This is a genomic window from Pseudomonas sp. Ors-4-3C (assembly GCF_055755035.1).
In genome coordinates, this window is the sequence record NZ_CM146900.1 from 2515792 (window position 1) to 2538153 (window position 22362).

23 protein-coding genes are annotated in these 22362 nt (G+C 59.1%); 4 read left to right on the forward strand and 19 right to left on the reverse strand.

Annotation, left to right across the window (positions count from 1 at the left end; all coding sequences use genetic code 11):
* Positions 1-6: 6 nt before the first annotated feature.
* Positions 7-1581, reverse strand: a complete 1575-nt coding sequence (locus ACVHNU_RS11055; RefSeq protein WP_473019710.1) for a RimK family protein — start codon at positions 1579-1581, stop codon at positions 7-9.
* Positions 1582-1673: 92 nt separating this feature from the next.
* Between ACVHNU_RS11055 and rimI the strand changes: the two genes are divergently transcribed.
* On the forward strand, positions 1674-2792 hold the full coding sequence (rimI, locus tag ACVHNU_RS11060) for a ribosomal protein S18-alanine N-acetyltransferase (protein WP_473019711.1): 1119 nt from the start codon (positions 1674-1676) through the stop codon (positions 2790-2792).
* Positions 2793-2922: 130 nt separating this feature from the next.
* Here the strand turns inward: rimI and ACVHNU_RS11065 are convergent, their stop codons facing one another.
* Together ACVHNU_RS11065 and ACVHNU_RS11070 are read right to left on the reverse strand one after the other, a co-directional pair.
* Positions 2923-4068, reverse strand: coding sequence for a PQQ-dependent sugar dehydrogenase (locus ACVHNU_RS11065; RefSeq protein WP_473019712.1), 1146 nt, complete (start codon positions 4066-4068; stop codon positions 2923-2925).
* A 52-nt stretch (positions 4069-4120) separates the two neighbouring features.
* Positions 4121-4462, reverse strand: coding sequence for a hypothetical protein (locus ACVHNU_RS11070; RefSeq protein WP_003225187.1), 342 nt, complete (start codon positions 4460-4462; stop codon positions 4121-4123).
* Between the two features lie 190 nt (positions 4463-4652).
* On the opposite strand from ACVHNU_RS11070, the gene ku reads away from it, so the two are divergent.
* Positions 4653-5525 (forward strand): non-homologous end joining protein Ku, encoded by an 873-nt coding sequence (gene ku, locus ACVHNU_RS11075; RefSeq protein WP_003225188.1) that lies wholly within the window; start codon positions 4653-4655, stop codon positions 5523-5525.
* Positions 5526-5598: 73 nt separating this feature from the next.
* On the opposite strand, the gene lpxO is transcribed toward ku, so the two are convergent.
* Entirely contained in the window at positions 5599-6498 is a 900-nt protein-coding gene (gene lpxO / locus ACVHNU_RS11080) for a lipid A hydroxylase LpxO (protein WP_045122779.1), read from the reverse strand.
* 645 nt (positions 6499-7143) lie between these two features.
* On the opposite strand from lpxO, the gene ACVHNU_RS11085 reads away from it, so the two are divergent.
* Both ACVHNU_RS11085 and ACVHNU_RS11090 read left to right on the forward strand, forming a co-directional pair.
* Positions 7144-7869, forward strand: a complete 726-nt coding sequence (locus ACVHNU_RS11085) for a hypothetical protein (RefSeq protein ID WP_473019713.1) — start codon at positions 7144-7146, stop codon at positions 7867-7869.
* 23 nt (positions 7870-7892) lie between these two features.
* Entirely contained in the window at positions 7893-8573 is a 681-nt protein-coding gene (locus ACVHNU_RS11090; protein ID WP_473019714.1) for an SOS response-associated peptidase family protein, read from the forward strand.
* Here the strand turns inward: ACVHNU_RS11090 and ACVHNU_RS11095 are convergent, their stop codons facing one another.
* The 15 genes from ACVHNU_RS11095 to ACVHNU_RS11165 all read right to left on the reverse strand — a co-directional run bounded on the left by ACVHNU_RS11095 (position 8574) and on the right by ACVHNU_RS11165 (position 22355).
* Complete coding sequence (locus ACVHNU_RS11095; protein WP_112997893.1) at positions 8574-8804, reverse strand: hypothetical protein; 231 nt, start codon at positions 8802-8804, stop codon at positions 8574-8576. It abuts the gene before it with no gap.
* 144 nt (positions 8805-8948) lie between these two features.
* The gene (locus ACVHNU_RS11100) at positions 8949-9488 is read right to left on the reverse strand and encodes a lysis system i-spanin subunit Rz (RefSeq protein WP_473019715.1); all 540 of its coding nucleotides are present in this window, start codon (positions 9486-9488) and stop codon (positions 8949-8951) included.
* Entirely contained in the window at positions 9488-9910 is a 423-nt protein-coding gene (locus tag ACVHNU_RS11105) for a cell wall hydrolase (protein ID WP_473019716.1), read from the reverse strand. Before ACVHNU_RS11105 ends, ACVHNU_RS11100 begins: the two co-directional genes overlap by 1 nt.
* Before the next feature lie 58 nt (positions 9911-9968).
* Entirely contained in the window at positions 9969-10379 is a 411-nt protein-coding gene (locus tag ACVHNU_RS11110) for a hypothetical protein (protein ID WP_473019717.1), read from the reverse strand.
* 11 nt (positions 10380-10390) lie between these two features.
* Complete coding sequence (locus tag ACVHNU_RS11115) at positions 10391-10954, reverse strand: hypothetical protein (protein ID WP_473019718.1); 564 nt, start codon at positions 10952-10954, stop codon at positions 10391-10393.
* Positions 10955-10986: 32 nt separating this feature from the next.
* The gene (locus ACVHNU_RS11120) at positions 10987-11649 is read right to left on the reverse strand and encodes a hypothetical protein (RefSeq protein ID WP_473019719.1); all 663 of its coding nucleotides are present in this window, start codon (positions 11647-11649) and stop codon (positions 10987-10989) included.
* On the reverse strand, positions 11646-12002 hold the full coding sequence (locus ACVHNU_RS11125) for a hypothetical protein (protein ID WP_473019720.1): 357 nt from the start codon (positions 12000-12002) through the stop codon (positions 11646-11648). The genes ACVHNU_RS11120 and ACVHNU_RS11125 overlap by 4 nt, the downstream gene beginning before the upstream one ends.
* Before the next feature lie 3 nt (positions 12003-12005).
* The gene (locus ACVHNU_RS11130) at positions 12006-15470 is read right to left on the reverse strand and encodes a TipJ family phage tail tip protein (protein ID WP_473019721.1); all 3465 of its coding nucleotides are present in this window, start codon (positions 15468-15470) and stop codon (positions 12006-12008) included.
* Between the two features lie 58 nt (positions 15471-15528).
* Positions 15529-16089: a tail assembly protein gene (locus tag ACVHNU_RS11135; protein ID WP_252878160.1), complete on the reverse strand. Its 561-nt coding sequence runs from the start codon at positions 16087-16089 to the stop codon at positions 15529-15531.
* Positions 16090-16161: 72 nt separating this feature from the next.
* Positions 16162-16560, reverse strand: coding sequence for a hypothetical protein (locus ACVHNU_RS11140; protein WP_473019722.1), 399 nt, complete (start codon positions 16558-16560; stop codon positions 16162-16164).
* 29 nt (positions 16561-16589) lie between these two features.
* Positions 16590-17486 (reverse strand): hypothetical protein, encoded by an 897-nt coding sequence (locus tag ACVHNU_RS11145; protein WP_473019723.1) that lies wholly within the window; start codon positions 17484-17486, stop codon positions 16590-16592.
* 33 nt (positions 17487-17519) lie between these two features.
* The gene (locus ACVHNU_RS11150) at positions 17520-18275 is read right to left on the reverse strand and encodes a C40 family peptidase (protein ID WP_473019724.1); all 756 of its coding nucleotides are present in this window, start codon (positions 18273-18275) and stop codon (positions 17520-17522) included.
* Position 18276: 1 nt separating this feature from the next.
* On the reverse strand, positions 18277-19026 hold the full coding sequence (locus tag ACVHNU_RS11155) for a phage minor tail protein L (RefSeq protein ID WP_473019725.1): 750 nt from the start codon (positions 19024-19026) through the stop codon (positions 18277-18279).
* Positions 19027-19035: 9 nt separating this feature from the next.
* On the reverse strand, positions 19036-19374 hold the full coding sequence (locus ACVHNU_RS11160) for a phage tail protein (RefSeq protein ID WP_122706997.1): 339 nt from the start codon (positions 19372-19374) through the stop codon (positions 19036-19038).
* A complete protein-coding gene (locus ACVHNU_RS11165; RefSeq protein ID WP_473019726.1) occupies positions 19374-22355 on the reverse strand; it encodes a phage tail tape measure protein in 2982 nt (993 codons plus the stop codon). The genes ACVHNU_RS11160 and ACVHNU_RS11165 overlap by 1 nt, the downstream gene beginning before the upstream one ends.
* Positions 22356-22362 lie beyond the last annotated feature (7 nt).

The following is a 22362-nucleotide window of genomic DNA, read 5'->3' on the forward strand; positions in this document are numbered from 1 at the left end:
GGCGCTTCACCAGGCCTGGCCGCGACGTTTGAGTTCCAGTCGTCGCACGAACTCCTCCAGCACCAGTGAATACAGATCGTCCTGCAAATAGGCGTCTTCGATGCCGGCATCGAGGTTCGGATTGTCGTTGACCTCGATCACCACCACTTTGTCGCCAGCCTGTTTCAGATCCACGCCGTAGAGGCCGTCGCCAATCAGGTTCGCGGTCTTGACCGCCAGTTCCACCACTGCCCGCGGTGCCTCGTGAACAGCCAGGGTGCGGCACTCGCCATTGATGTCCTGGCCCTTGGCCTTGTGGTTGTAGATTTGCCAGTGGCCCTTGGACATGAAGTATTGGCAGGCGAAAATCGGTTTGCGGTTGAGCACGCCGATGCGCCAGTCGTACTCGGTGTAGAAAAACTCCTGAGCCAACAGCAATACCGAGTGTTCGAACAATTCAGCGGTAGCCTCAAGCAGCGCCTGCTGGCTTTCAACCTTGATCACCCCGCGAGAAAAACAGCCGTCGGGGATCTTCAGCACCAGCGGAAAACCGAGGCGTTCGCCGACCCGTTCGAAATCTTCCGGTCGTTCCTTGTAGAGAATTTCCGTGGCAGGCATACCCAGTTGATGGCTGTTGAGCAGGTCAGTCAGATAGACCTTGTTGGTGCAACGCAGAATCGACGTCGGGTCATCCATGACCACCAACCCTTCGCTCTCGGCTTTTTTCGCGAAGCGATAGGTGTGGTTATCGACGCTGGTAGTCTCGCGAATCAACAGGCCGTCGTACTCGGCGAGCCGCGCGTAGTCCTTGCGTTCGATCAGCTCGACATCGATGCCCATACCCTTGCCGACCCGCACGAAATTCTCCAGTGCCTTGGCATTTGACGGCGGCAAGGCTTCTTGTGGATCGTGCAGAATCGCCAAGTCATAACGCGCCACTTGCGGCGAGCGCGGCACTCGCCAGACTTTACGGCTAAAGCCGTCCAGCGCATTGGCGAACTGATCTTCCTGATCGTCGCGCAACTTGTGCAGAGCGCCGGACTTTATACCCTCGATGTGCCAGCCGTTAGTTCGGCGAAACTCAACTAGCAGAATCGGACACGGAAACACTTCAAACAATTGCCGGGCCAGATCCTGCAGCGGCTCGATATGCGTCTTGCCGAAGTAAAGTGTCAGGGTGAAACCTTCGGTATCGCTGTACAGATGATGGCTGAGGGCTTTTTCCAGGGTTTTATCGAGGTCGTCCAGCGCCAGGCCGTAAAGCGATTTTTTCGTCAGTTCGCTGATGGTGCGGACCGATGGAATCACCTTGTGACCGCGGGCTTCTGCCAGCAGCGAGCAATAGTAACCGTGCCCCAGGTACTTGTAGCTGCGGCACAGGTTAATCACCTGCACCCGTTTGCCAGGTTCGCTGTCACGGGTTTGCTCAAGGTATTCCTGAGCCGTGACGATGTCCTCGCTGGGAAAGTACGAGGCCCAGTCTTCCTTGCGTTCGACGATGATCAACACTTGACTGGAAGTTCTGATGACTGGATTTAAAAAAGTTGCCGTCGGCAAACTTTGCTCGGATACTTCGCGCCAATGACCCTGTACCGCTGACATAGAGATTGATCCGTTGGAGAACAAGACCATTTCTATTAAGCACGAAGTTTTTCGAAAGTCCCGTTTCGTTACGCAACTTTTACGGTGGTCATATGAGTGCTGTTTTTCGTTTGGCGGTAGTTGAAGATCTGCCAGCGTTGCTGGCCCTGGAAATGCAATGTTTCACCACCGACCGGCTCACCAGCCGCAGCTTTCAATGGATGATCACCCGCGCCCATGCGCAACTGCTGGTCGCCGAGCTTGACGGGCGATTGCTCGGCTATGCACTGGTGCTGTTTCATCGCGGCACATCACTGGCGCGCCTGTATTCCATCGCCATTGCCGGCGAAGCCCGTGGCACCGGTCTGGGCAAACAATTGCTGCAACGTATCGAGGCCTGTGCCGTTGAGCATGACTGCGCGTATCTGCGCCTTGAAGTCCGTATCGATAACCCCACCGCCATCGCGCTTTACGAGCGCAACGGCTATCGGCGTTTCGCGCTGATTCACGACTACTACGAGGACCATGCCGATGCACTGCGTCTGGAAAAGCGCATTGTTCAGCACCGTGACTCGCGCAGTATCAAGGTGCCCTACTACCCGCAAACCACCGAATTCACCTGTGGCCCGGCCTGTCTGCTGATGGCCATGGGCGCGCTGCAGCCTGCGCGCCTGCTGGAGCGGTGTGAGGAATTGCAGATCTGGCGTGAAGCGACCACGGTGTTCATGACCTCCGGCCATGGTGGCTGCAGCCCCCAGGGTTTGGCACTGGCGGCCTGGCGGCGGGGTTTCCGGGTGCGTTTGCAGCTGAGTATGGCCGGGCCATTGTTTCTCGACGGCGTGCGCGATGAGCATAAAAAAGACGTCATGCGCCTGGTGCACGAGGAGTTCACCGCTCAAATGCAGGAGACCGACATCGAGCGGAAGATTGGCAACCATCTGGATTTACCGCGCCTGCTGGAGGCTGGCGGTCAGCCACTGGTGCTGATCAGCAGCTATCGCCTGACCCGCTCCAAATCACCGCACTGGGTGGTGGTCACCGATTGCGATGAAGACTTTGTGTACCTGCACGATCCCGACATCGATCACAGCCAGCATCGCCAGCCGATGGACTGCCAACATGTGCCGGTCAGCCATGGGGAGTTTGAAAAGATGAGCCGGTTTGGGCGGGGGAAATTGCGGGCGGCAGTGGTTTTGTATGACCGCCCTACGCCAACTATCGTTAGGCTCTAGAGGCTTTTTGGTGGCGAGGGCGCTTGCTCCCGCATGAATGCGTAGCGCTCACAAAATTTTGGGGCTGCTGCGCAACCCAGCGGGAGCAAGCTCCCTCGCCACAGGATATCTGTGAAAATTTGAAGTAAGGTTACTTCAGGCCGATCTTGTAGAGCGAACCGTCCTGCTCATCCGTCAGCACATACAGATACCCATCCGGCCCCTGCCGCACATCACGAATTCTCTGTTTCAAATCGCCCAGCAAACGCTCCTCGTGCACGACCTTGTCGCCATCGAACTGCAGCCGGATCAGCTCCTGACTGACCAGCGCGCCGATGAACAGGTTCTGCTGCCACGGTTTGAAACGATCAGCGTCATAAAACGCCATCCCGGTGACGCCGGGAGACTTCTCCCACACATGGTGCGGATCCACGGCGCCTTCGACACTTTTGCCCTTGGCTTCCGGGATCGGTTGCAGCGAATAGTTGATGCCGTGGGTCGCCAACGGCCAGCCGTAGTTTTTCCCGCGTTCGATGATGTTCACCTCATCGCCACCCCGGGGACCGTGTTCGTTCTCCCAGATTGTGCCGTTCCACGGATTGAGCGCAGCGCCCTGCGGATTACGATGGCCATAAGACCAGATTTCCGGCCGCACGCCGGACTGGCCCACAAAAGGGTTGTCATCCGGCACCTTGCCATCGGGGAAGATTCGCACGACCTTGCCTTGCAGCTTGTCGAGATCCTGCGCGGTGGGCCGCTCGTTGTTTTCGCCAAGCGTGACAAACAGGTAGCCGTCGCGGTCGAACACCAGCCGTGAACCGAAGTGGTTGCCAGTCGAAAGCTTCGGTTCCTGACGGAAGATCACTTTGAAATCACTCAGACTGCGCAAGTCGTCCGACAGACGACCGCGCCCCACCGCCGTCCCGGCCTTGTCCCCGGCACCACCGCCCTCGGCATAGGACAGGTAGACCAGCCGATCCTCTTTGAAGTCCGGCGACAGCACCACATCGAGCAATCCACCCTGGCCCTTGGCCCAGACTTTCGGTACGCCGCTGATCGGTTCAGAGCGCTTGCCATCGGCACTGATCACCCGCAGGTTGCCTGGACGCTCGGTCACCAGCATGCCCTGCCGATCCGGCAGAAACGCCAGCGCCCAAGGGTGCTCGAGTCCTTGGGTAATCGTGGTGACTTCAAGGGTACCCTGCTCGCTTTTGAGCTCTTTGGGGACAGCGGCGAAAGCGGGAGCGCTGATCAACGCGCCGACACACAGCGTGGCTAGAAAGGTTTTACGCAACATGCACGATTCCTTTTGTTCGTTCGAAAGGCTGACAGGCGCTCAGTCCTGCCGTTCAACGGTTGCTGTCTCCATCGCGTGAAGGTGGGTTGGGAATGAATTTTGGTGGTGTACTCGGCACCGAACGTTGTTGCTGACCATTGCCGATGCCGCCATTACCGACGGTTGGCGAACTGGGTACCGGCACCGTGTTCGGCCCGCGAATAATCGGCGCACTGGGCTGTGTGCCCTGCATGCTGTTGGGATTGGCGCGGCGGATCGGGCTGTTGTAAGGGTTGTTGTCGGTACCGGTGGGACTCTGTGCCAGCAGCAGCGGCGCGGACGGCGGCCCGACTTCGGCATGCGCCAGCCCCGCCCCAAGGAACAGAACGATGATGCCTAACGGAATTCGGGTCATGGCGCGGCCTCTCGATGCGCAGGGGATAGAGCCTTCGAGTCCACGCTACGCCCTGGGTTCGGATTTGTTAACCCATCGCCCTTAAACAAGATGTAACACGACTTGACCGGCATTGCTGCGAGCCCATGCAAACGCTGGAAACTTTCGAGCCGGGACGTGGGTCACCTGATCATCACTCGGAGAACTCACCATGGCTCGGGCAATCTGGAAAGGCGCGATCAGCTTCGGACTGGTACACATCCCCGTCGCGCTGGTGTCGGCAACGTCCTCGCAAGGCGTCGACTTCGACTGGCTCGATAGCCGCAGCATGGACCCGGTCGGTTATAAACGGGTTAACAAAGTCACGGGCAAGGAAGTCACCAAAGAGAACATCGTTAAAGGTGTGGCATATGAGAAGGGCCGCTACGTGGTGCTCAGCGAGGAAGAAATTCGGTCGGCGCACCCCGTGTCGACCCAGACCATCGACATTTTTTCATTCGTCGATGCCGAGCAGATTCCGCTACAAAACATCGACACGCCTTATTACCTGGCGCCAGACAAGCGCGGCGGCAAGGTCTATGCGCTGCTGCGTGAAACATTGAGCAAAACCAACAAGGTCGCCCTCGCCCGCGTCGTCCTGCACACTCGGCAATATCTGGCGGCACTGATGCCGCTGGAATCGGCGCTGGTGCTGGTCAAGCTGCGCTGGCCGCAGGAAGTGCGCGGCCTCGACGAATTGGAGCTGGGCAGCGAAGTGACCAAGCCACAGTTGGCCAAGGGTGAGCTGGACATGGCCAAACGTCTGGTGCAGGACATGAGCGGCGACTGGAGTCCGGAGGATTACAAGGACGAGTTTGAAGACAAGATCATGGCGCTGGTCGAGAAAAAGGCCCATGAAGGCAAGATCGAGGATGTCGAGACGGTGGGTGGCGAGGAAGAGCGCAAGTCTGCGGATGTGATCGACCTGACCGAGCTGCTTAAACGCAGTCTGGGCGGCAAGGCCACGGCCAAACCGAAGGCAAAAGCGAAGCCTGCCAGCAAGGCAGCCCCCGCGAGAAAGACCAAAAAGGCCTCGGGGGCGTAATCAGATCCGGTTCCTGTCAGGAAGCTGACAGGTTGGTTTTGAGAGACTCATCGCCAGCAGGCTGGCGATGCTGTCAGATCAGAATGAACACCGCCAGCAAACCGCCGAAGATCGCCCACTTTTCCATGTAGTAACGCGTGCGATTGCGCTTTTTCAGCTCTTTGCCACGCAGTCGGACTTTGTAGATTTTGGTAAACAGTCGGTTGATCCCACCGACACGATCACCCGCATCGTTTGGCGCACCTGCCGCCGACATCACGGTGCGGCTGAACCAGGCATTGAACGCCGCTGCCCAGCGATACTTCATCGGCCGCTCGATGTCGCAGAACAGAATGATGCGGTTTTTGTCGGTGGTGTTTTCGGCGTAGTGAATGTAGGTCTCATCGAACATCACCGCCTCACCGTCGCGCCAGTGATAGCTCTCACCGTCGACATTGATGTAGCAACCCGCGTCGTTCGGCGTGTCGAGACCCAGATGGTAGCGATACGAACCGGCGTAAGGATCACGGTGACGGACCAGTTTCGAACCCGGCGGCAGCTCGGCGAACATCGCTGCCTTGATCGAACCGATGCTCTGCACCAGCTCGGTGGTGCGCGGGCACAACTTCATGGCCGACGGATGGCTCTCGCCATACCACTTGAGGTAGAAACGCTTCCAGCCACTTTTGAAGAACGAGTTGAAACCGACGTCATCGTACTGATTCGAGCGTTTGATCTCACCGGCGCGCAGCAGATTCTGCCCTTCCTGGCGAATTTCTTCCCAGTGCGCCTGCAAAGGGCTCAGATCAGGAAATTCGGAAGGATCGAGATACGGCTTGTTCGGCTTCTTCGAAAACAGGTACAGGAAGCAGTTGATCGGCGCCAGGAACGTCGAGTGATCGCTCAACTGACGGCCCAGTTTGTGACGCACGCGCCCACGAAGGTGAACGTATGCAATCGAAATGACATAAATAGCAGCAATGATGAGTTTCACGGAAATCGTCACACGTCAAAAGTGAACAAACTGCGCGCCTGCCGGCCGGTGGCCCAGGGTCTGATGCAGTGGCATGAATACAAATACTATCCCGGTGGCACTTCCTTGAGCCCTTGCCGTTAGCGGCTATTGGGTAACTGGCTGGCATTTTAGCCATACTTTGTAACCAATGGTGAACCTGATCTGTGAAAAACTGTCCGCTGAATCTGCCAAACGGCAGACGCGGCGTCATCGCCCTATCGTTTAAAGAGCCAGACCAGTACAATCGCCGCCAAACTTTACGCGCCCCCTTGGTTGATGACGGGAATGTCCCGCCTCAGCGCACTTTGACTCGGGCCAAGCGCTCCAGCCGCACCCTCGCTACTCAGAATGCTTCGCAGGAAAAACCTTTGATTTCTACAGCTAACATCACGATGCAGTATTGATCGGGGTTTTCTGAGGGTTAAAGCCAGCATTTACAGGGGGTTGCGCCCGCACCAACCCCCATCATTTCACACCATTGGCCCAAAAATTGGCCCAAGTCTACGGCGTTCTGCCGACCGAACACCAATCCCAAATCCTACAGCTCGTCGCCTCACCCTCGCTCACATGCAGCGCCTCGATTACTGTACATGCATACAGCATCTGTACAGCGAATCTCCCTCCATGAATTTCGACCAAGCCAAATCTCTCCGGCTCCAGCAATGGCGCGCGACTCTCGACGACCAAGACTTTCGCATGCAAAACCCGGAGGCACATCGGGAAACGCTTCATCAAATGGCTGGTGCGCTACATACAGAGGGACTGATCGATCAGCTTGAGCAATTCGACATGAACGAGATGGCAGACGCTGCCTACTGGCACGCCGTGGAGGAGTTGCAGAACTCGCCGGGCCAGTACCGCGGAGCGTCGACCTACGACGTCGTGCGGATCGACAACGGGAAATTGCTGGGTACGATCAGCCGGTCGATCTTCAACTTCGAAAGTGACGAACCGCGCGGCGCCTCCTTTCCTTACGACGGCAAGGTCTACTCTGGCGCTGATGGAGTGCACCTGACTCTTGGGCTCTCTCGAAAGATTGGGACAATCTCGGGCCTGATGTTGGAACTGAATGGGCGCCAGTACCAGCTGGTGGAAACCGAGCGGGTGATCAGTGGCGTCGACTACAAACCTGTCGACGACCCAGACGCTTACCGAGCGCTGGTTGATGCGGCTCAAATCGCCCAGGAAGAGCGCGACCTACGTGCCTTTGAAAAGGTGCGCCCGCACATCGAGTCGGCGGCTTTCTGTATGTGCACCACCTGCCTCGATCGCTTTGATGCGCGTGATGACTGCCCAACCTGCTCCGGAAAAGGTTTTGTGACGAAGCCCGCGCCCGCGGGTCTACGCTGAAGAAACCATGCGAGGATCGGGCAATGTGCGGACGACTATCCCAGTACAGTGGCATTCACGACTTCGTGGCAGCGCTGAGCATGCCGAACGCCCTGGTCAATTCGACTGGGGATCAGCGTTTCGAGCGGTACAACGCCGCGCCGACCGCCCAGCTCGCCCTTTTCCACCAAGAAGGCCAATTCTTGCACGCGGACATGGTTCGGTGGGGATGGCGACCGCACTGGGCAAAAGACCGCGCCGCACCGATCAACGCCAGGGTCGAGAAAGTAGCCCACGGCCCGTTCTTCCGCGCGATCTGGCCGCACCGGGCGATCATAGCCATCAACAACTGGTTCGAGTGGGTCGACGAAGGCGGGCCGAAAAAGCAGCCCTATTTGATCAGGCACCGGGACCAGTCACCAATCCTGTGTGCCGCCATCGGCCAATATCCGAACGAAGAGCACGATCCGGGCGAGCACGACGGCTTTGTGATCATTACAGCCGACAGCGCCGGGGGAATGGTCGATATACACGACCGGCGGCCGGTGGCGTTATCGCCTGAACTCGCACGGGAATGGTTGGATCCGGCCACGCCTAAAGAACGCGCCGAACAGATGGTGCTGCATCAGGGCGAACCGACAGAGGTTTTCGAGTGGTTCAAGGTTGATCGGGCCGTGGGGAATGTCCGGAATCAAGGCCCGGATCTGATAAAGCCCGTCGATTGATCAACTGTGCGTCAGCGTTTTCAGCCGCTCCACCAAGGCGGCTTCGAAAATGATGTACAGCCTTTCCGCATCGCCGGCGCGCAAAGCCCCGCCGGTTTCCAGTCCAAGCACGAAGCCATCCGCCCGTGCTCCCGCCTTCACAGCGATGATCATCGAATCGGCCCGAACGATTTGCGCCAGCAACCGATCAGCCTCTCGTTTCTGCTTATCGCTCAGCACCACGCCTTCCATATCAGCCACCTATTACCTTCACTACGACATCCAATAAATGACAGAAAGAACGACTGAAACCCAGATAATCGTCATCACAATTGAGTAGCCAGCCAGTTGCTTGTCCATGTGCCCGCATCATCCAGATCGAACATAAATGATGGTTTACCGGTGCTCACCTCGCAACAATAGCTCCGAGCCATCACTCAGCGTACGGACGTAGGCTTGACATGCCTGCAGCGCGATCAGCCCCCGGTCGCCTTCGTCGGTGATGGCGATAATTCGTTGAGCATGCGCTGGGTCAAGTCGGGCGCGTACGGCTGCATGATCCACGCCGCCGGGGCCGGCGGTGGCTGGCACCCCGCAGCCTTTGGCAGCGTCGGTTGCGTCGAGGAGGACTGACAGCCGCAGATCAGAAGTGGCAAGGCGATCGCGCAGGCGATCTTGGTCACGTTGGGCATCGGTCATTTTCCTGAAGTGGGTTTGTTCACTGGCCGCCAGCCGCTGCTCGAGCGCCAGACGTTTGTCCTGCTCGGCCTGTTGCGCTGCCGCCGCTGCCTGGGTCAGTTGATTGAGGGTTTCGGCGTGCTGCTGGGCCTGCTGGGCCAACTGCTTCCCGTAGCGCCAGTCCTGAAACTGCCAAGCGCTACCGGCGCCGATCAGGACGAGCACCAGCACGCCAACCGTTTTCCAAGGCACGACCATCACGGCACATCCTTGAAGAAGACGTGCCCGCCCAACTTGAGCGTTTGCTTGGCCTTCGCCGACCAGGCCGGCGCCTTGATGCTAGTGGCGTAGTAATGGGTGGCGCCGCCAGTTGGATCCGGCACCTTGCCGTCGATCACCTGGTCAGCAGCGATTCGGCACTGCGCCAGCTCGCGGAACGGGATCTGCTTCACGCCGATCAGGAATTGATAGTTGGGGTCGGTCTTGTTCCAGCAGCTGAACTGATACGGCTTCTGGCACACGCCAGCGTACCCCTCACCCCACCACGACTTTTCCTTACCATCGAACACACGGTTGCGGATCGTCCAGGCCACGGCGATCTGGCCGGCCGTGCCTTCGCCGCGAGCCTCACCCCACAAGGTTCGGGCGAGGATGTCGCGGTCTTTTTCGGTTACAGGCATCACTTTTCTCCAGGCAAAAAAAATCCCGCTCAATGGCGGGTTGACGGGTTTGAAATGGTTACGCCGGGCGAGACGGCCGAGCCGACGAATCCGGGAAGCCGGGTGCCCCGTCCTTCCATCCGCGGACGGCGGTTCGGTATTCCCGCCACTGCTGAACACTTCCGGGCATGGCGGATGGGTCGCCATCCTCAAGCGCGATCAGCTGATCGGTAATGAATGCCACCTCAGCCACACGCCAGGTGTCTTCGCCAGCGATCGCGCTGAGCCGGTCCCAATGCGCCTGCTCTTCGGGTGTCTGGCTCGCCGGCGGCGGCGCCGGACTGGCACTGAAGATGCCACCCACCACAGAAACGGTCAGAAAGTTACCGGCCTCAATGCTGGCCAGCGTAGAGGCGTACTGCTCGTCGGTGATCTCGATTCCGCCTTCGATCGGTGCAGTGCTGATTTGATTAGTTGCTGCGTATGGCATGTGAACCTCGATTAGAACCAGCGGCCGACGGCCACGAACCAGAAGAGATAGCTCTGGGCTACCGTTGAGCCAAGCGCAAGGTTTGGAATTTCACTTGCAGGCGATCGCCCCATATTGATGAAAGCGCCCAGATAAAGATTGCTGGAAGACGTAAGAGATTGCCGAGTCGCGTAGAGTTGATTGCCAGCCGTTCCACCGCCGGTGAAGAACGCCAGATCACAAAATGACGAAACGTTACCGACGAAATCCGCAGGCCGAGCGATTGAGGGCGCCACAAACGCGCCTGGACCAACCCCTACAGTTGCCTGTCGGACACCGTCGAAGATCATCTGCCCATTGGCGTACTTCGTGGTTCTATCGCCGGTGGTGGTATCGATCGAGTAGCTCATAACGGCGCCGGTCGGCACCCCGTTTGCAATGCCGACAGGGCCAAGAACGTTCGACTTTTTGTAGTTCAAAGCGTCTGCTGCATACAGTTCGTCGAAGTTGCTCTGGGTTTTGGTAAACGCACTACGGGGCGTATCACCGCCCACGCCGGTAGGAGGAGTGCCGAGATTGATCGTCTGCTTTGCCATGAAATTTTTCCGTTTGTTTGGAGCGCCGCGGTTTAAGCCACCAGCTTGGCGCAAAGAAATGGGCGATGTCCCTGATCAGTCCAAGCCGTAAAGGCTAGGCTGTACATCATGATTCGGCCGTTTGCGTAATCGACCCCGAGTGCGCAACCGCCACCGGTTCCATCGTTGTGGCAGTTCATCGTGAAGGGGTTGAGGGACACGTACTCCCCAGCACCGAGCGCCTTATTGATTCCCCAGATGTACCGGCGCCCGACGCTCAGTTGCTCTGTACCCAGATAAGTCCAGTTGCCAGCGGCGAACGTGACGACGACCGCGGGCGCGCCACTGTCGTAGACGAGCGCGCCAGCACCGCCCCAAAGGCGCATCCCGTACGTGGCGGTACCCATCGAAGCCCATGCAGCCACGAAATACTGACCGCTTAGTGTTTCGTTGACCTTTGATGCGTTCATGGCAAAACCAGTCCAGTTACCCGGACCGCCGGTGAACCACACAGAAATGGGAACCTGAATCGCACCGCCCTGATCAGGGCGAATGAACACCATTGGCGGGTCTTGGCTGGTCACCGCCCGCGCAAACGTTCCTGATGCGGTTGCCACGCCGGAATAGGTGCCTTTGGTGAGGACGCACAACCTGGGTGCGTCGGAATCGATTTGAACAAACGAGTTGTCGTTGATGCTCTGAAAGCCAAAAGTCATGTCCCGTACCTGATAGCGAAGCCTTTCGCGACAATTCGCGTCGCGGTCGTCGAAGCACTGGCTGATGGGTTTTTGTTCCTCACAACAACCTGTCCAGCTGAAGTGGTCACGTAGGGATATGACTTGCTGTTTCCCAGGCCATCGGTTTCCGACGCTTGTACGTCCTGCCCCCTCGTCGGGATGATCATGAACACGCAGTTGGCCGGGTTGAAGCCCGGAATGTTGAGCGTGTAGCTGGGAACAGCTCCACTGAAATCGATCACGCCCTGCCACAGCACCTGGTAGGTAAAGCTGTTGGTGTCCATGGCGAGCTGACCGCTCTCATCAAAGACACGCAGGCCAAATAGCCCCATTGGTCACCCCAGATATCCAAGACGGACGCGCAGCACATTGTTGGCGTCGTAGACCGAGACGTTCAGCGAGTTGATCACCAGCCGTCCCTGCCCTGGCACGATGCCGTTGATCTCCAGAGTTCCGTCTTTGTTGAGAATCCAGCCTTGCTGGCCGGCGATGTAGTTGGTTGAGCTGATGTAGCTGCCGATTTTTGCGTTGGTGATGGTGCCGTCCAGGATGAACGCCGAGTTGAGAAATACCTGACCACCCTGCACCGCGAACGGCACCGACGTAGCTCCGCCTGCAATCGAGTTGACTATGGCGAAGCGATCAGCACTGACCAGAAACTGGCTTTGCAGACCGGCGCCGGTGTTCTCAATCCCAAGACCGATACCAGCGGCGACGTATTGCCCCCCGGCGGTAACCTGCATCTTCACCGACCACATCGTTGAGGCCTTTCCGTCAAGCGTGGCCACAGCCTGGCTGACCGTCTGCACTGTGGCGCTGTTCTTGTTCACGTCCGCCTGTACGGTATCGATCCGCTTGGCAGTGGCGATTCCGTCCTCAAGCCGCGCCGACTGCTCCGACCAAACCCCAACATAAACCTGGTCAGAGCCGGCAAACCCTTCGGTGTCGCCAGCGAGCGCGGGATTCACCTGCACGTAGACGCCATCAAGCTTGGACGCCTGAGCGGTCAGTTGGTCTCCCTGATGCTCGATATCCAGCGTGTTTTTCGAGACTTGAGCGGCCAGTGCATTGGCCTCCTCCAAGACCTGGCCAATATCATCCCAGTAGGTAGGATTCGGCGGTGGAGTGTTGACTGGAACTGCCTGCGCGGCCTGATACAAGCGTCGCCCCACTCGAACGGTGTCGCCTTTCAGGTAAGTTGACTCAGGGTCGTATTCGAGCGCGTCGGCGATATTGTCGATCTGCTCTTGAAGTCCCGGAATCTTGTCGATCTCGTCGAGGATGTCCTGGCCAAGTTCCGTGCGGCCAATCTCTCCGGCGATCATTTCAAGAATATCGCCAGCGTTCGCACTGGACTGCCCCTGCACACCCATGCCGATCGGATACCACGGCCCGATGTTGCCGATTTTGTCGACGACCCGGCCCCAGAAGTAGAACGTCACACCAGCCCGCAGGCCGAGCAACGAAAAGTCACTCTGTGGGTAAGCCAAATCGGTCAACTTGGTCGCAGCGTCCAAGCTGGTGGTCGGCCCGTACCAGATTTCAGTGCGCTGACTGTCCTCAGCGCCAGCAGGAAAACCCCACTTCAAGTAGATGCCGAACAGCAGTGGCGTGGCCGTCAGATAGCTGAGCGCCGGCGGCAGTCCCTGCTTCCCGCTGAGGTTGGTCAGGATCGAGTTGCGCCATTGCGATGAGATATCGAACGCACTCACCGCGCGGACCCGCGCCACGTAGGCACCGGCGTAGATACCGACCACGTCGACGTTGGTCATGCCAGTGCGCTGCAGCTTGATCCAGTTGCCGCTGTCCTTGCGCCATTCCACGTCGTAACCAACCGCGCCGTCCACGGCAGGCCAGCTGATGGTCATGGTGGCCACGGCGAGGCCCTGCACTACCGACGATGTCGACGTGAGGGATACGCTGGCCGGCGCCGGAACGACGGTGATCGGAATCACGCTGATCGGCCGCTCTTCCAGTCGAGCGCCAGTGTCGATGTGTGCGAACTTGCTCGGTTCGAACTGCAGCGCGCTGATCTCGAAGTCGCCTTCAGTCGTGCGCTTGGTGCGCAACACGCGGTACAGCGGAATCGCCAGGTCGTCAGCGTCGAGCGCCCATTGCAGTTGCGCGACTGGTGGCTCGCTGTAAGCGACAGTCACCGTTACCGCGCGGCCGTTGACGCTCTGCACGGTGCGCCCTTCGGCGCGGCCGCCCGGTAGGTTGATAATCAACCGATCACCGGCCTTGGCCTGGGTATCGCGATCGAGCGTCACCACGCGGCCAGCAGCTGACGAGATCCGGCCGCCGACTTCGCGGCCCGCGAGCAAAGAATCAGCCACCGGGATGATGTGCCCCGGCAGCGGAATCACGCCCTCCATGCCGGTTTTGAACGACACGGTGCGGTCTTGGTTGTTGCTCAAGATCGCCCACTTGCCGCGGCGCTGGGCCTCGGAGGCGCGGGTGCAGCCAATGGCACTCAGTTCGGTCGGCCGGTCGCCATAGCGGCGCTGCAGATCCAGATCCGCAAACGGTATGACGTCGGTGTCGTAGTTGTTCGCCGGGTTGTCGTAGCTGACCAGTGCCCGGGTGTACCGGGTTTTCGCCGAAGCGCTGCCATACGAGAATTTGCCGTCGATGACGTTGGCCCGGGTGAAGACGTAGTCGAAATCCTGCGCGCGCGGCATGTCAGCCTGCATCACCAACTGGCCCTGCGCCCAATACGTCATGCCCCGGTAAATCGCTGAGATATCGCGCAGCAGCGACCAGGCATCAGCCTTGCCCTGCAGGTTCATGTCGCAGAGGAAGCGCGGTTCCTGACCGCCGAGGCCATTCGGCACCAGCTGGTCGCAATACTGGGCAATGCGGTACAGCTCCCACTTGTCGACCATGAAAGGCTTGATGCGCTTGCCCAGGCCGAAACGGTCTTCGGTGCAGACGCCGTAGGTGATCCAAGCCGGGTTATTGGTCCAGGCCGATTTCATCGAGCCGTCCCACGTCCCGGTGTAGGTGCGCAGAATCGGGTCGTAGTTGCTCGGCACCATCCAGCGCCGGGCCTTGCACTTCACGGTCACCGCCGGGATGTTGGTGAATTGCTCGGCGTCGAACTCAATGTAGAGCAGCGCGGTATTCGGATAGCGCAGCTTGGCATCGATCACTTCGGTGTAACCGGCCACAAGCATGGTGTCGGCGACCTTGTTACTGTTCTGGTTCGGCGTCAGGCGGCGCACGCGGATCTGCCAGCCCGTGGTGGCGGTCGGCAAATCGATGCGGCGCGAGCGCTCGTAGCGCGTGGTGGTCTTGCCGTCGACGGCATCCACCAGCACCTGCTGATAGGCGCCGCCATCGGTGGCCACGTCGATTGCGTATTCGATCCGGTAGCCGCCAACGTTGCCTTGGTCATCGGAGCGTTGCAGCGCCGGCCAGGCCAACCGCATGCGCACGGCGGAAAGCTGGGTATTGGTGATCGAGCGCACCCACGGCGAATCGCTGCGCAGCTCAATGTTCAGCGACGTCTCGTTCTCGACGGACGGAATGCCGGGGATGTACGTCTGATCCACCGATCCCGGGCGCCAGTCCCACTTCACGTTCGGGAAGTTGTAGTTGCCGCTGGCATCGCGAATCGGCGTGTTGTCCAGGTAGATGTCGTAATCGGTCGGGACGCTGTCGAATTCACCCTCGCCCACGGCGATGAGCAGCTTTGCCAGGTTGGTGGAGCGCAGGCTGTCGCTGGCTTCGGTCGGCGACTTCGGCTTGCTGCTGCCGCCCTTCTCGCCGTGGATATCGATCTGTGCTGCTGCGCCCATGCTTTCCTCCAGGCATAAAAAAACCGCCTCGCGGGCGGTCTGTGTGCTGCTGTCCTGATTACACTTTGTCTTCAGCCAGGATCGAGGCCGAAATGATCATCCCGCCCCACCGGCGTTCGCCGATGCAGATCGGTACCGGGTTGCCGCTGGCCGTGGTGTTCTTGGCGCTGCCGAAGGCGTAGGACGGGGAGTTTTCGGGGGATGCGCTTTGCTTCAGGCCCTTCGCTTGAGGGCTGAGCATCTGAATGACGCCGCCAGCCACCAGCCCAGCACCCAACTGCACGGCCCAAGGCTGACCGAAATACGAGCCGGCCACGACCAGAACCGCGCCAATGATCGTCTGAAGCAGGCCTGCTCGTTTGCTCCCGGAAATGACTGGGACGATGCGAATCTCTTGGGTTCCGCCGAGACCGAAATCTTTTTCAGCTACGTTTTTCCGGTTTCTGAAAATCGCAAAACGCATCCCTTTGCGCTCAAGATCTTTAATAGCGCCTTCGAATCCTTCGATCGTGCACTTCAGCGCTTTGAACGCCTCGCCCACGGACTTGCTGCCAAGCTCTCGGTGATGGACTCGACCAAACAGCTTGATAAGCGGGCCTGAAAGAAGAATGGTTGTCATGGCTGGGTTGTTACTCGCTGTCACTGCCACGGCTTTCTCCGGTCATAAAAAAACCGCCCGTAGGCGGCTTTGTCATTGCATGGTGGGTGATAAGTCCATGCTCATTGATGAGTCGATGGATATCCTGAATTTCTTAGTGGCGCCAGCCTTTATGTTGGCTTCCCGCTCTTTAAGCCCGCTGCCGCATGACGACGCGCCGACGATATGCTCACCGGCGGGAACGTAGAACTTTGCGGTTTCGCCAGAGCCAATCTCGGCAGCTTTTCGCCCGTCGATGCTTACGGAAGTATTACAGCCACCACCAACAAAGCCGGAATCACGGGTAACGATCAAGACAGCATCGTCTGAAGCTGGCTTCTGATATGCAAAAAGTCTTGATGCGGGCACAGGCTCAGCCTGGGATGACGGTATTGGCGTCGTGGCGCAACCGGCCAACATCAGCATGGCGACAACAATAGATATAAACTTCAAAATCCTCTCCTTGAGGCAAGCGCGGACAGCTATTGCGGGACGAAGGGGCTGATTATCTCATCGGCTATGATAAATGGTTCTGTATAAGTTGTTTTGCCAATCGAGAAATATGAGGCTCTCCGAGTGTCCATATCGAGTAGCTTGCCGCCTCTATTTGGCCAGGAAGGATAAACGCCGTCCGGATCAGGCTTTCCGAAAACCGACGTTAGATACTTAACGCCGGATGCGTAGCCCGCCTTCGTTCCAGGAACGACGACCGCGCTATAAAAGAAACCGTCAAAAAAACACAGAGTGCTCTTTTGCATTTTTTCTGGGCCAAGAACGTTTGGCAAATTATCCCCCGTGTAGCAAGCATCTAGCCCCTCGCCTTTTGTCCTTTCCAAAGGAGGGCCCACATCGGGGTACTTTTTGCCGAGCTGATAGCCAAGCAGGGTGAGCGGTCGCCCTTCATCTATGGATAGGTCCAATGCGCCGGAATCAAATTTGTATTGGCGAGTACCTACTCCGCTTACTTTCAGTTCTACAAATAGTTGCTTTGCTCTGACGACAGAACCGGCAAAAGCTACCACCTGGGTCGGTATCAATTGTCGTCCGTCGTCAGAAGCAAAGAGCTCTTCTCGAACCTTGCCGTCGTCGAATTTGATGCTTGCACTACAAAGCGATCCGTCTGGCGCAGGGCAGCCTTTGACCTTGCCGTCTTCCACGTGCAAAACGACGCCAGGCTTTCCATCTTTTTTGTCCATTACCATTAAAGTGGCGCTAGGCCCGCCGCCATCCGCTGGCTTTGCTGTTTGGCTGAAAACTATCGTAACGCTTCCGCGCATCTCGTCTTTTACTTCGGACCTAACCCATTCGGCATTAACTAGGGGCGCGAAGGTCATTCCCGCCAATAAAAGTACCGATAGCGAGCTTGCGTTTTTGCTCATTTATGCCACTCCTGTGATAAGGCTTACACCTTATCACTGAGATCGGCGGTGCCGCAGCACCAGTCGCGTGCGGTCGAGCCACGGGCCGCCGAAGACAATGACCTCAGATGGCCTGCCGTACAGGTGGTGAAGCAGGAACGGCCCCGGCCCGAACGTCGCAGCATCCTCACCCGGCAGCGCAGGATCAGTACCGAGAAAGATCCCAGCGTGGTTCGGGTAAACCGTCCGCCCCACTTCCATCACGATCATGTCGCCGCGCTGCGGCTGGTCGACTCGGTAGAAGCCGGCGGCCTCGTAATTCGCCTCGTACAGGCTGGTGTTGTCTTTGCTTTCCCACCAGCCATCGGCGCGCTTGAAGGCTTCGAACTCCAGTCCCCACTCGCGCTTGTACCAGTCGGCGCAGACCTGCCAGCAGTCCCAGGCGCCGTGCACGAATGGACGCTTCAGCAGCGGCACATCACCAGTCGGGACGATGGTCCGCAGATCCCCTTCCGGCCAGCTCAGGATATGCCAAGGCATCGCGGTCGCTTCGCACATGGCGAGGTCACGCGGGGACGGCCTGCTGGTTGCGTCTGGATGCGAATGAATTATGCCGATTACTTCGCCTTCGTCTTCGGCCGCGGCGTACTGCTCGGGGTCGATTCGGAACTCTTCATTCGGCTCCGTCGAGACATTGATGCAGGGGAAGTATTGTTGCTTGCGTCCGATCGCCAGCAGCAGGCCGCAGCACTCTTTCGGGTACTCGGCCGCCGCGTGCGCCTGGATCGCATTCAAGATGTGCTTTCGCATGTCAGCTCCGTGCGATCAGGGAAACAGCCGGGAAGCCGCCAAACGGCAGTGGGTTACCCTCGCCGAAGCGCGGAATGCAGCCCCTGCCCAGCGTGGCGTCGCATTGGTCCAGTTCAGGGTTATCGGTGATGACGCCGTCCTTCGTGACGTACGGTCCGGTGTAGCTGCAGTTCGGCCCGCGATATCCGCCGGTGAGACACCAATGGCAAAGGGTTGTGGCTTGTCGGCCGATTGATTCATTGCCGACATCGCCAGGGCTGGCCAGCTCCCAGCTGACCGTTTCGCCGTCCTCGTTCGTCTTCTGGTCGATGTACCAGACCTCGATCGTCTCTTGGGTTGGGTCTGCTGTAGGGTTGCCGGCCGGGAAGTTTGCCGCGTCGAGGTAGCTGCCGAGCGTATGCCGCATCGTCAGCTTGAATTCGAGCAGATCCTCGAACGCCAGACAGAGTGCGGTGATGCGCCCGTTGACGTTGCCAACCGACAGAGTCGGACGAACCGCAGTGCCGTCGCCGTTCGCCTCGATGCCGTCGATCTGCATCGGCCAAGCGCTGTACTCGTTGCCCTGCCAGTAGATCGCCTTGGCCGGCAGCTGGTCAGCATCGGCGCCGGCGGCAATCAACTCGGCCGGTGTGTGCGGTATTGCGTGCCCGTGGAAGCGCAGAACGTCCGCGCCATAGTCCGTGCCGTCCAATTCAAAGAGCAGCACTTCGCTGCCAGGCTCAAGGATCTGGATGTCACTGATCAGCGGCATGATTGCCCCTTATGGATGGAATGCCCGCTCGAACGTGGCGGTGAGTTTGAAAACGCCGCCGCCCACCGGAGTGGGCACGGGGTTCTTGCAGGTGAACAGGCCAAGCTGGCCCAAAGGTGTGGTCCACAGGAAGGCTTTCGCGCCCGCATGCCGATCAAGGAACGCCATGATCTCCAGCACCTTGGCTTGAGGGCCGCTGTAGGTGATCGGGTACGCGTCCTCCTTGTTGTTCGGTCCATCGCCAACTTCCTGTTTGTAGCCGCCGCCAAACTGCGAGGTGCGCACCCGATACAAGATCTCGGGCGCGTCACCGTGCTGGGTTGGCCATGTGAATGTCTCGATGGCCATCAGCCCCTCCCATTCGTGAGTTTCCAGATTGAGCCGCCGGGCTGCAGCGCTCGCGCGATGGCGGTTTCAGCTTCGGCTTTCGCCGCTTGCTGAATTCCCTTGCCAAGCTGCGAGGTGTCTTCTGCGCTGGCCGCGCCGCCAGCGCCTTGGGTTTGTACCGACACTGCGACGGGGAAGTTGTAGACGTTGCCGCCCCCACTCCCGCCGCCACTGATTGCTCGAACGCCCAGCTGCCCGCCGGCCGTGCGGGTCAGTGGCATGATCGCCTCTGGCCCCGCCTCGCCCATGACGCCAGTCTGCCCGCCTGCCATCCCGAAGGCTGTCGGCTTGCTCACAACGGAGTTGGTGAACGCAGCGCCATTGGCGAACATCTGCACGCCATTGGCCCAAGCCCCGCCGTCAGCCTGAAAATAGGCGGACGAGTAACCAGCCTGCGAGGCCCCGAGGTTGGATGACGTTGCGCCAGCGGATCCTGCCGCCAACCCATTACCTGTGCCGCCGCCACCGAAGTAGCTTGCGCCAGCGCCAACCAGACTGCTCAGCAACGCCGAACTTGCCTGACGGGTCGCGATCCGCGCCATGTCCGCCAGAATCGACTTGGTGAAGTCAGCAAACGACAGCTTCCCGGTCATGGCGAAGTTGACGACTGCGTCTTCCATCGAGCTGAAGGCATTGCTGAACAGGTCGCGAGTCTGGCCGGCGATGTTACGCGCGCTCTCCAGATAGTTGCTGAACGCCGAGGTTGCCCCGTTGCGCCAATCGCTTTGCGCGGCCGACATCTGCTCGTAGTTGCTGAGCACTGTTTCGCTCAGGTCCATCTCGCTTCTGTTGATCGCGTCGAGCTTTGCCTGGTACTCCTCGGCGCTCATGTTGCGCGCCTTGTCGGCCCGGTCGCGCGCCAGATCCAGACGCTGCTGGTTGGCTCGATCGGCAACGCCGTTCAGTTCGCCATTGATGGCGTTCTCCCGGTCGCCACGGCCAACGCCATCCGCTGCACGGCCGCCAGCGCGCCGCAGGGCGACGCTCTGCTGGTCGAGGGCATCGGTGTAGACCTTGATCGCCTGCGCCTGCTTGGCGAGCCGGCCCTGCTCGTTCGTCGCGATGACTTCGAGCTCACTGTCGGCTTCCTTCTGGGCCTTGACCATATTGGCCCTGGCATCGGCGATCTTCTGGTCGAGCTGGATACGCTGCGCAGCAGAGGTGCTGGCCTTGCCCTTCGCGGCCTCCAGCGAACTGATTTCAGCCTGATACGCGGCGGTTACCTCGTCTCGCTCGTTGCCGATCAGCGACTGGCGCTTGAGCAGATAGTCCTCCTGCGTGACCAGCCCAGCTTTCTGCGCGGCTTCCAGCTCCTTCTGGGCGTTTTTATATTCACCGAGGATCAGCGAGAGCTGGTTTTTCGAGTCGTTGAACTCGGTCAAGTTTACCGCTGAGGTCGCGGCTTTCGGATCCTTGTTCTTGTCGCGGATGTTCTGGATCGTCTTCGAGACAACCGCTTCCTGCACCAGCGGATCGTTCGGGTTCGCCTTGCGCAGCGCTTCGACGTCGCGCTTGTACTCCTTAATCAGCTTGTTGCGCTTCTCCTCGTTGGTGAGGTTCGAGTCACTGATGGATTTCAGCCTGATCGCAGCGTCAATCCCGCCTCGCTCGATGGCTACCCGGTCGCCAATGAACTTCGTACGGGACTTTTCCGCGTCGATCTGTAATTCGAGGAACGCCAGCTCTCCGCGATCCTTTGCGACATCCCGCGTTTCCAGCCCCAGAGCAGCAGCGCGCCCGCCTCGCCCCTGATTCGTCTGGAGTCTTTGGCGGATGACCTCAGCCTGCTGCTCCAAGGTTTGAATCCGGCCAATTTCTTTCGCGGCATCCAGCGCGCCAGAGGCTGCTTGCTTGATTTTGTTCCAGGCGCTCTCGATCAGGCCGAGGTTCTGAGTGACCTGCCCGGTGCGCTCTTCGATGGTATTGGCGTATGTGTCGGTGAGCAGCTTCGCCGCCCCAATTGTGTCGCCCTGCTCTTTCAGCGCCACGATCTGCGAGTAGACCGAGGCAGTGAGGAAGTTGTACTGGTCGTTCAACTCCTTGGCAGCAGAGACGGGGTCCTTGGCAATCTTCGCGAACTCGGCAATCGTCTCGTCGATAGACTTGCCGGTGGCCTTTTCCATCTGCAGAGCGGCTTCGGTGATCTCTTCGAAACTGCCGCTTGCGATCTTGCCGTTGCCCGCGAGCTTGGCCAGCACCTCAGCAGCCGCGCCAGTGGTGCCGACAGTTGCGCTCACCTGCTGCGCCATCGATGCCAACTGAGTAGCGCTTGTTCCGGCGGAGTTGCCGGTGAAGATGATCGCCTTGTTGTACTCGTCGGCCTCCTGACTGCCCTTGTAATAAGCAAGCGTCAGCGCGCCGACAGCCGCAGCAGCGACAGTAAACGGGTTGATCAGGCCGAGCACGTAACCGCCCAGTGCTTTCGCAGCCGGGCCGATGCCGCCGAACATATCTTTGAGCTGTCCGCCCTGTTGGAGCAGCACGGTCAGCGGAGCCTGGCCGCCTTGCAGCGACACTGCGATATCCGTGAACTGCGCAGGCACGCCACGAAGTGCAGCGGCTGTCTGCTTGGCGGTGTTGCCAGTGCGGGTCAGGCTGTCGTCAAAACGGGTCAGATTTGCCCGGGACTGATCAATCTTCGCCTGGTAATCGCTGAAGGTCGACGCATCAAGCGCGCCGAGCTTCTTCTGCTTCGCCAGCTTTGTTTCAAGATCATCCAGACGACCCAGCGCTTTGACAGTGGGGTCAATCTCGCCGAGCAATTCAGCAAGCTCGTCTTTCTGCTCTTTTATCGCAGCGGAAGCCTTTTTCGTGCCCTTAGCGACTCGCTCAGCCGCCTTTTCGGCGCGGTCGCCAGCCGCCGTGAGCTTGTCGAGGTCGGAGCTCGCCTGCGCAGCATCGGTCGAATCGACCTTGATGCCGAGTTCAGCAATTGAAGTCATGCGGGCT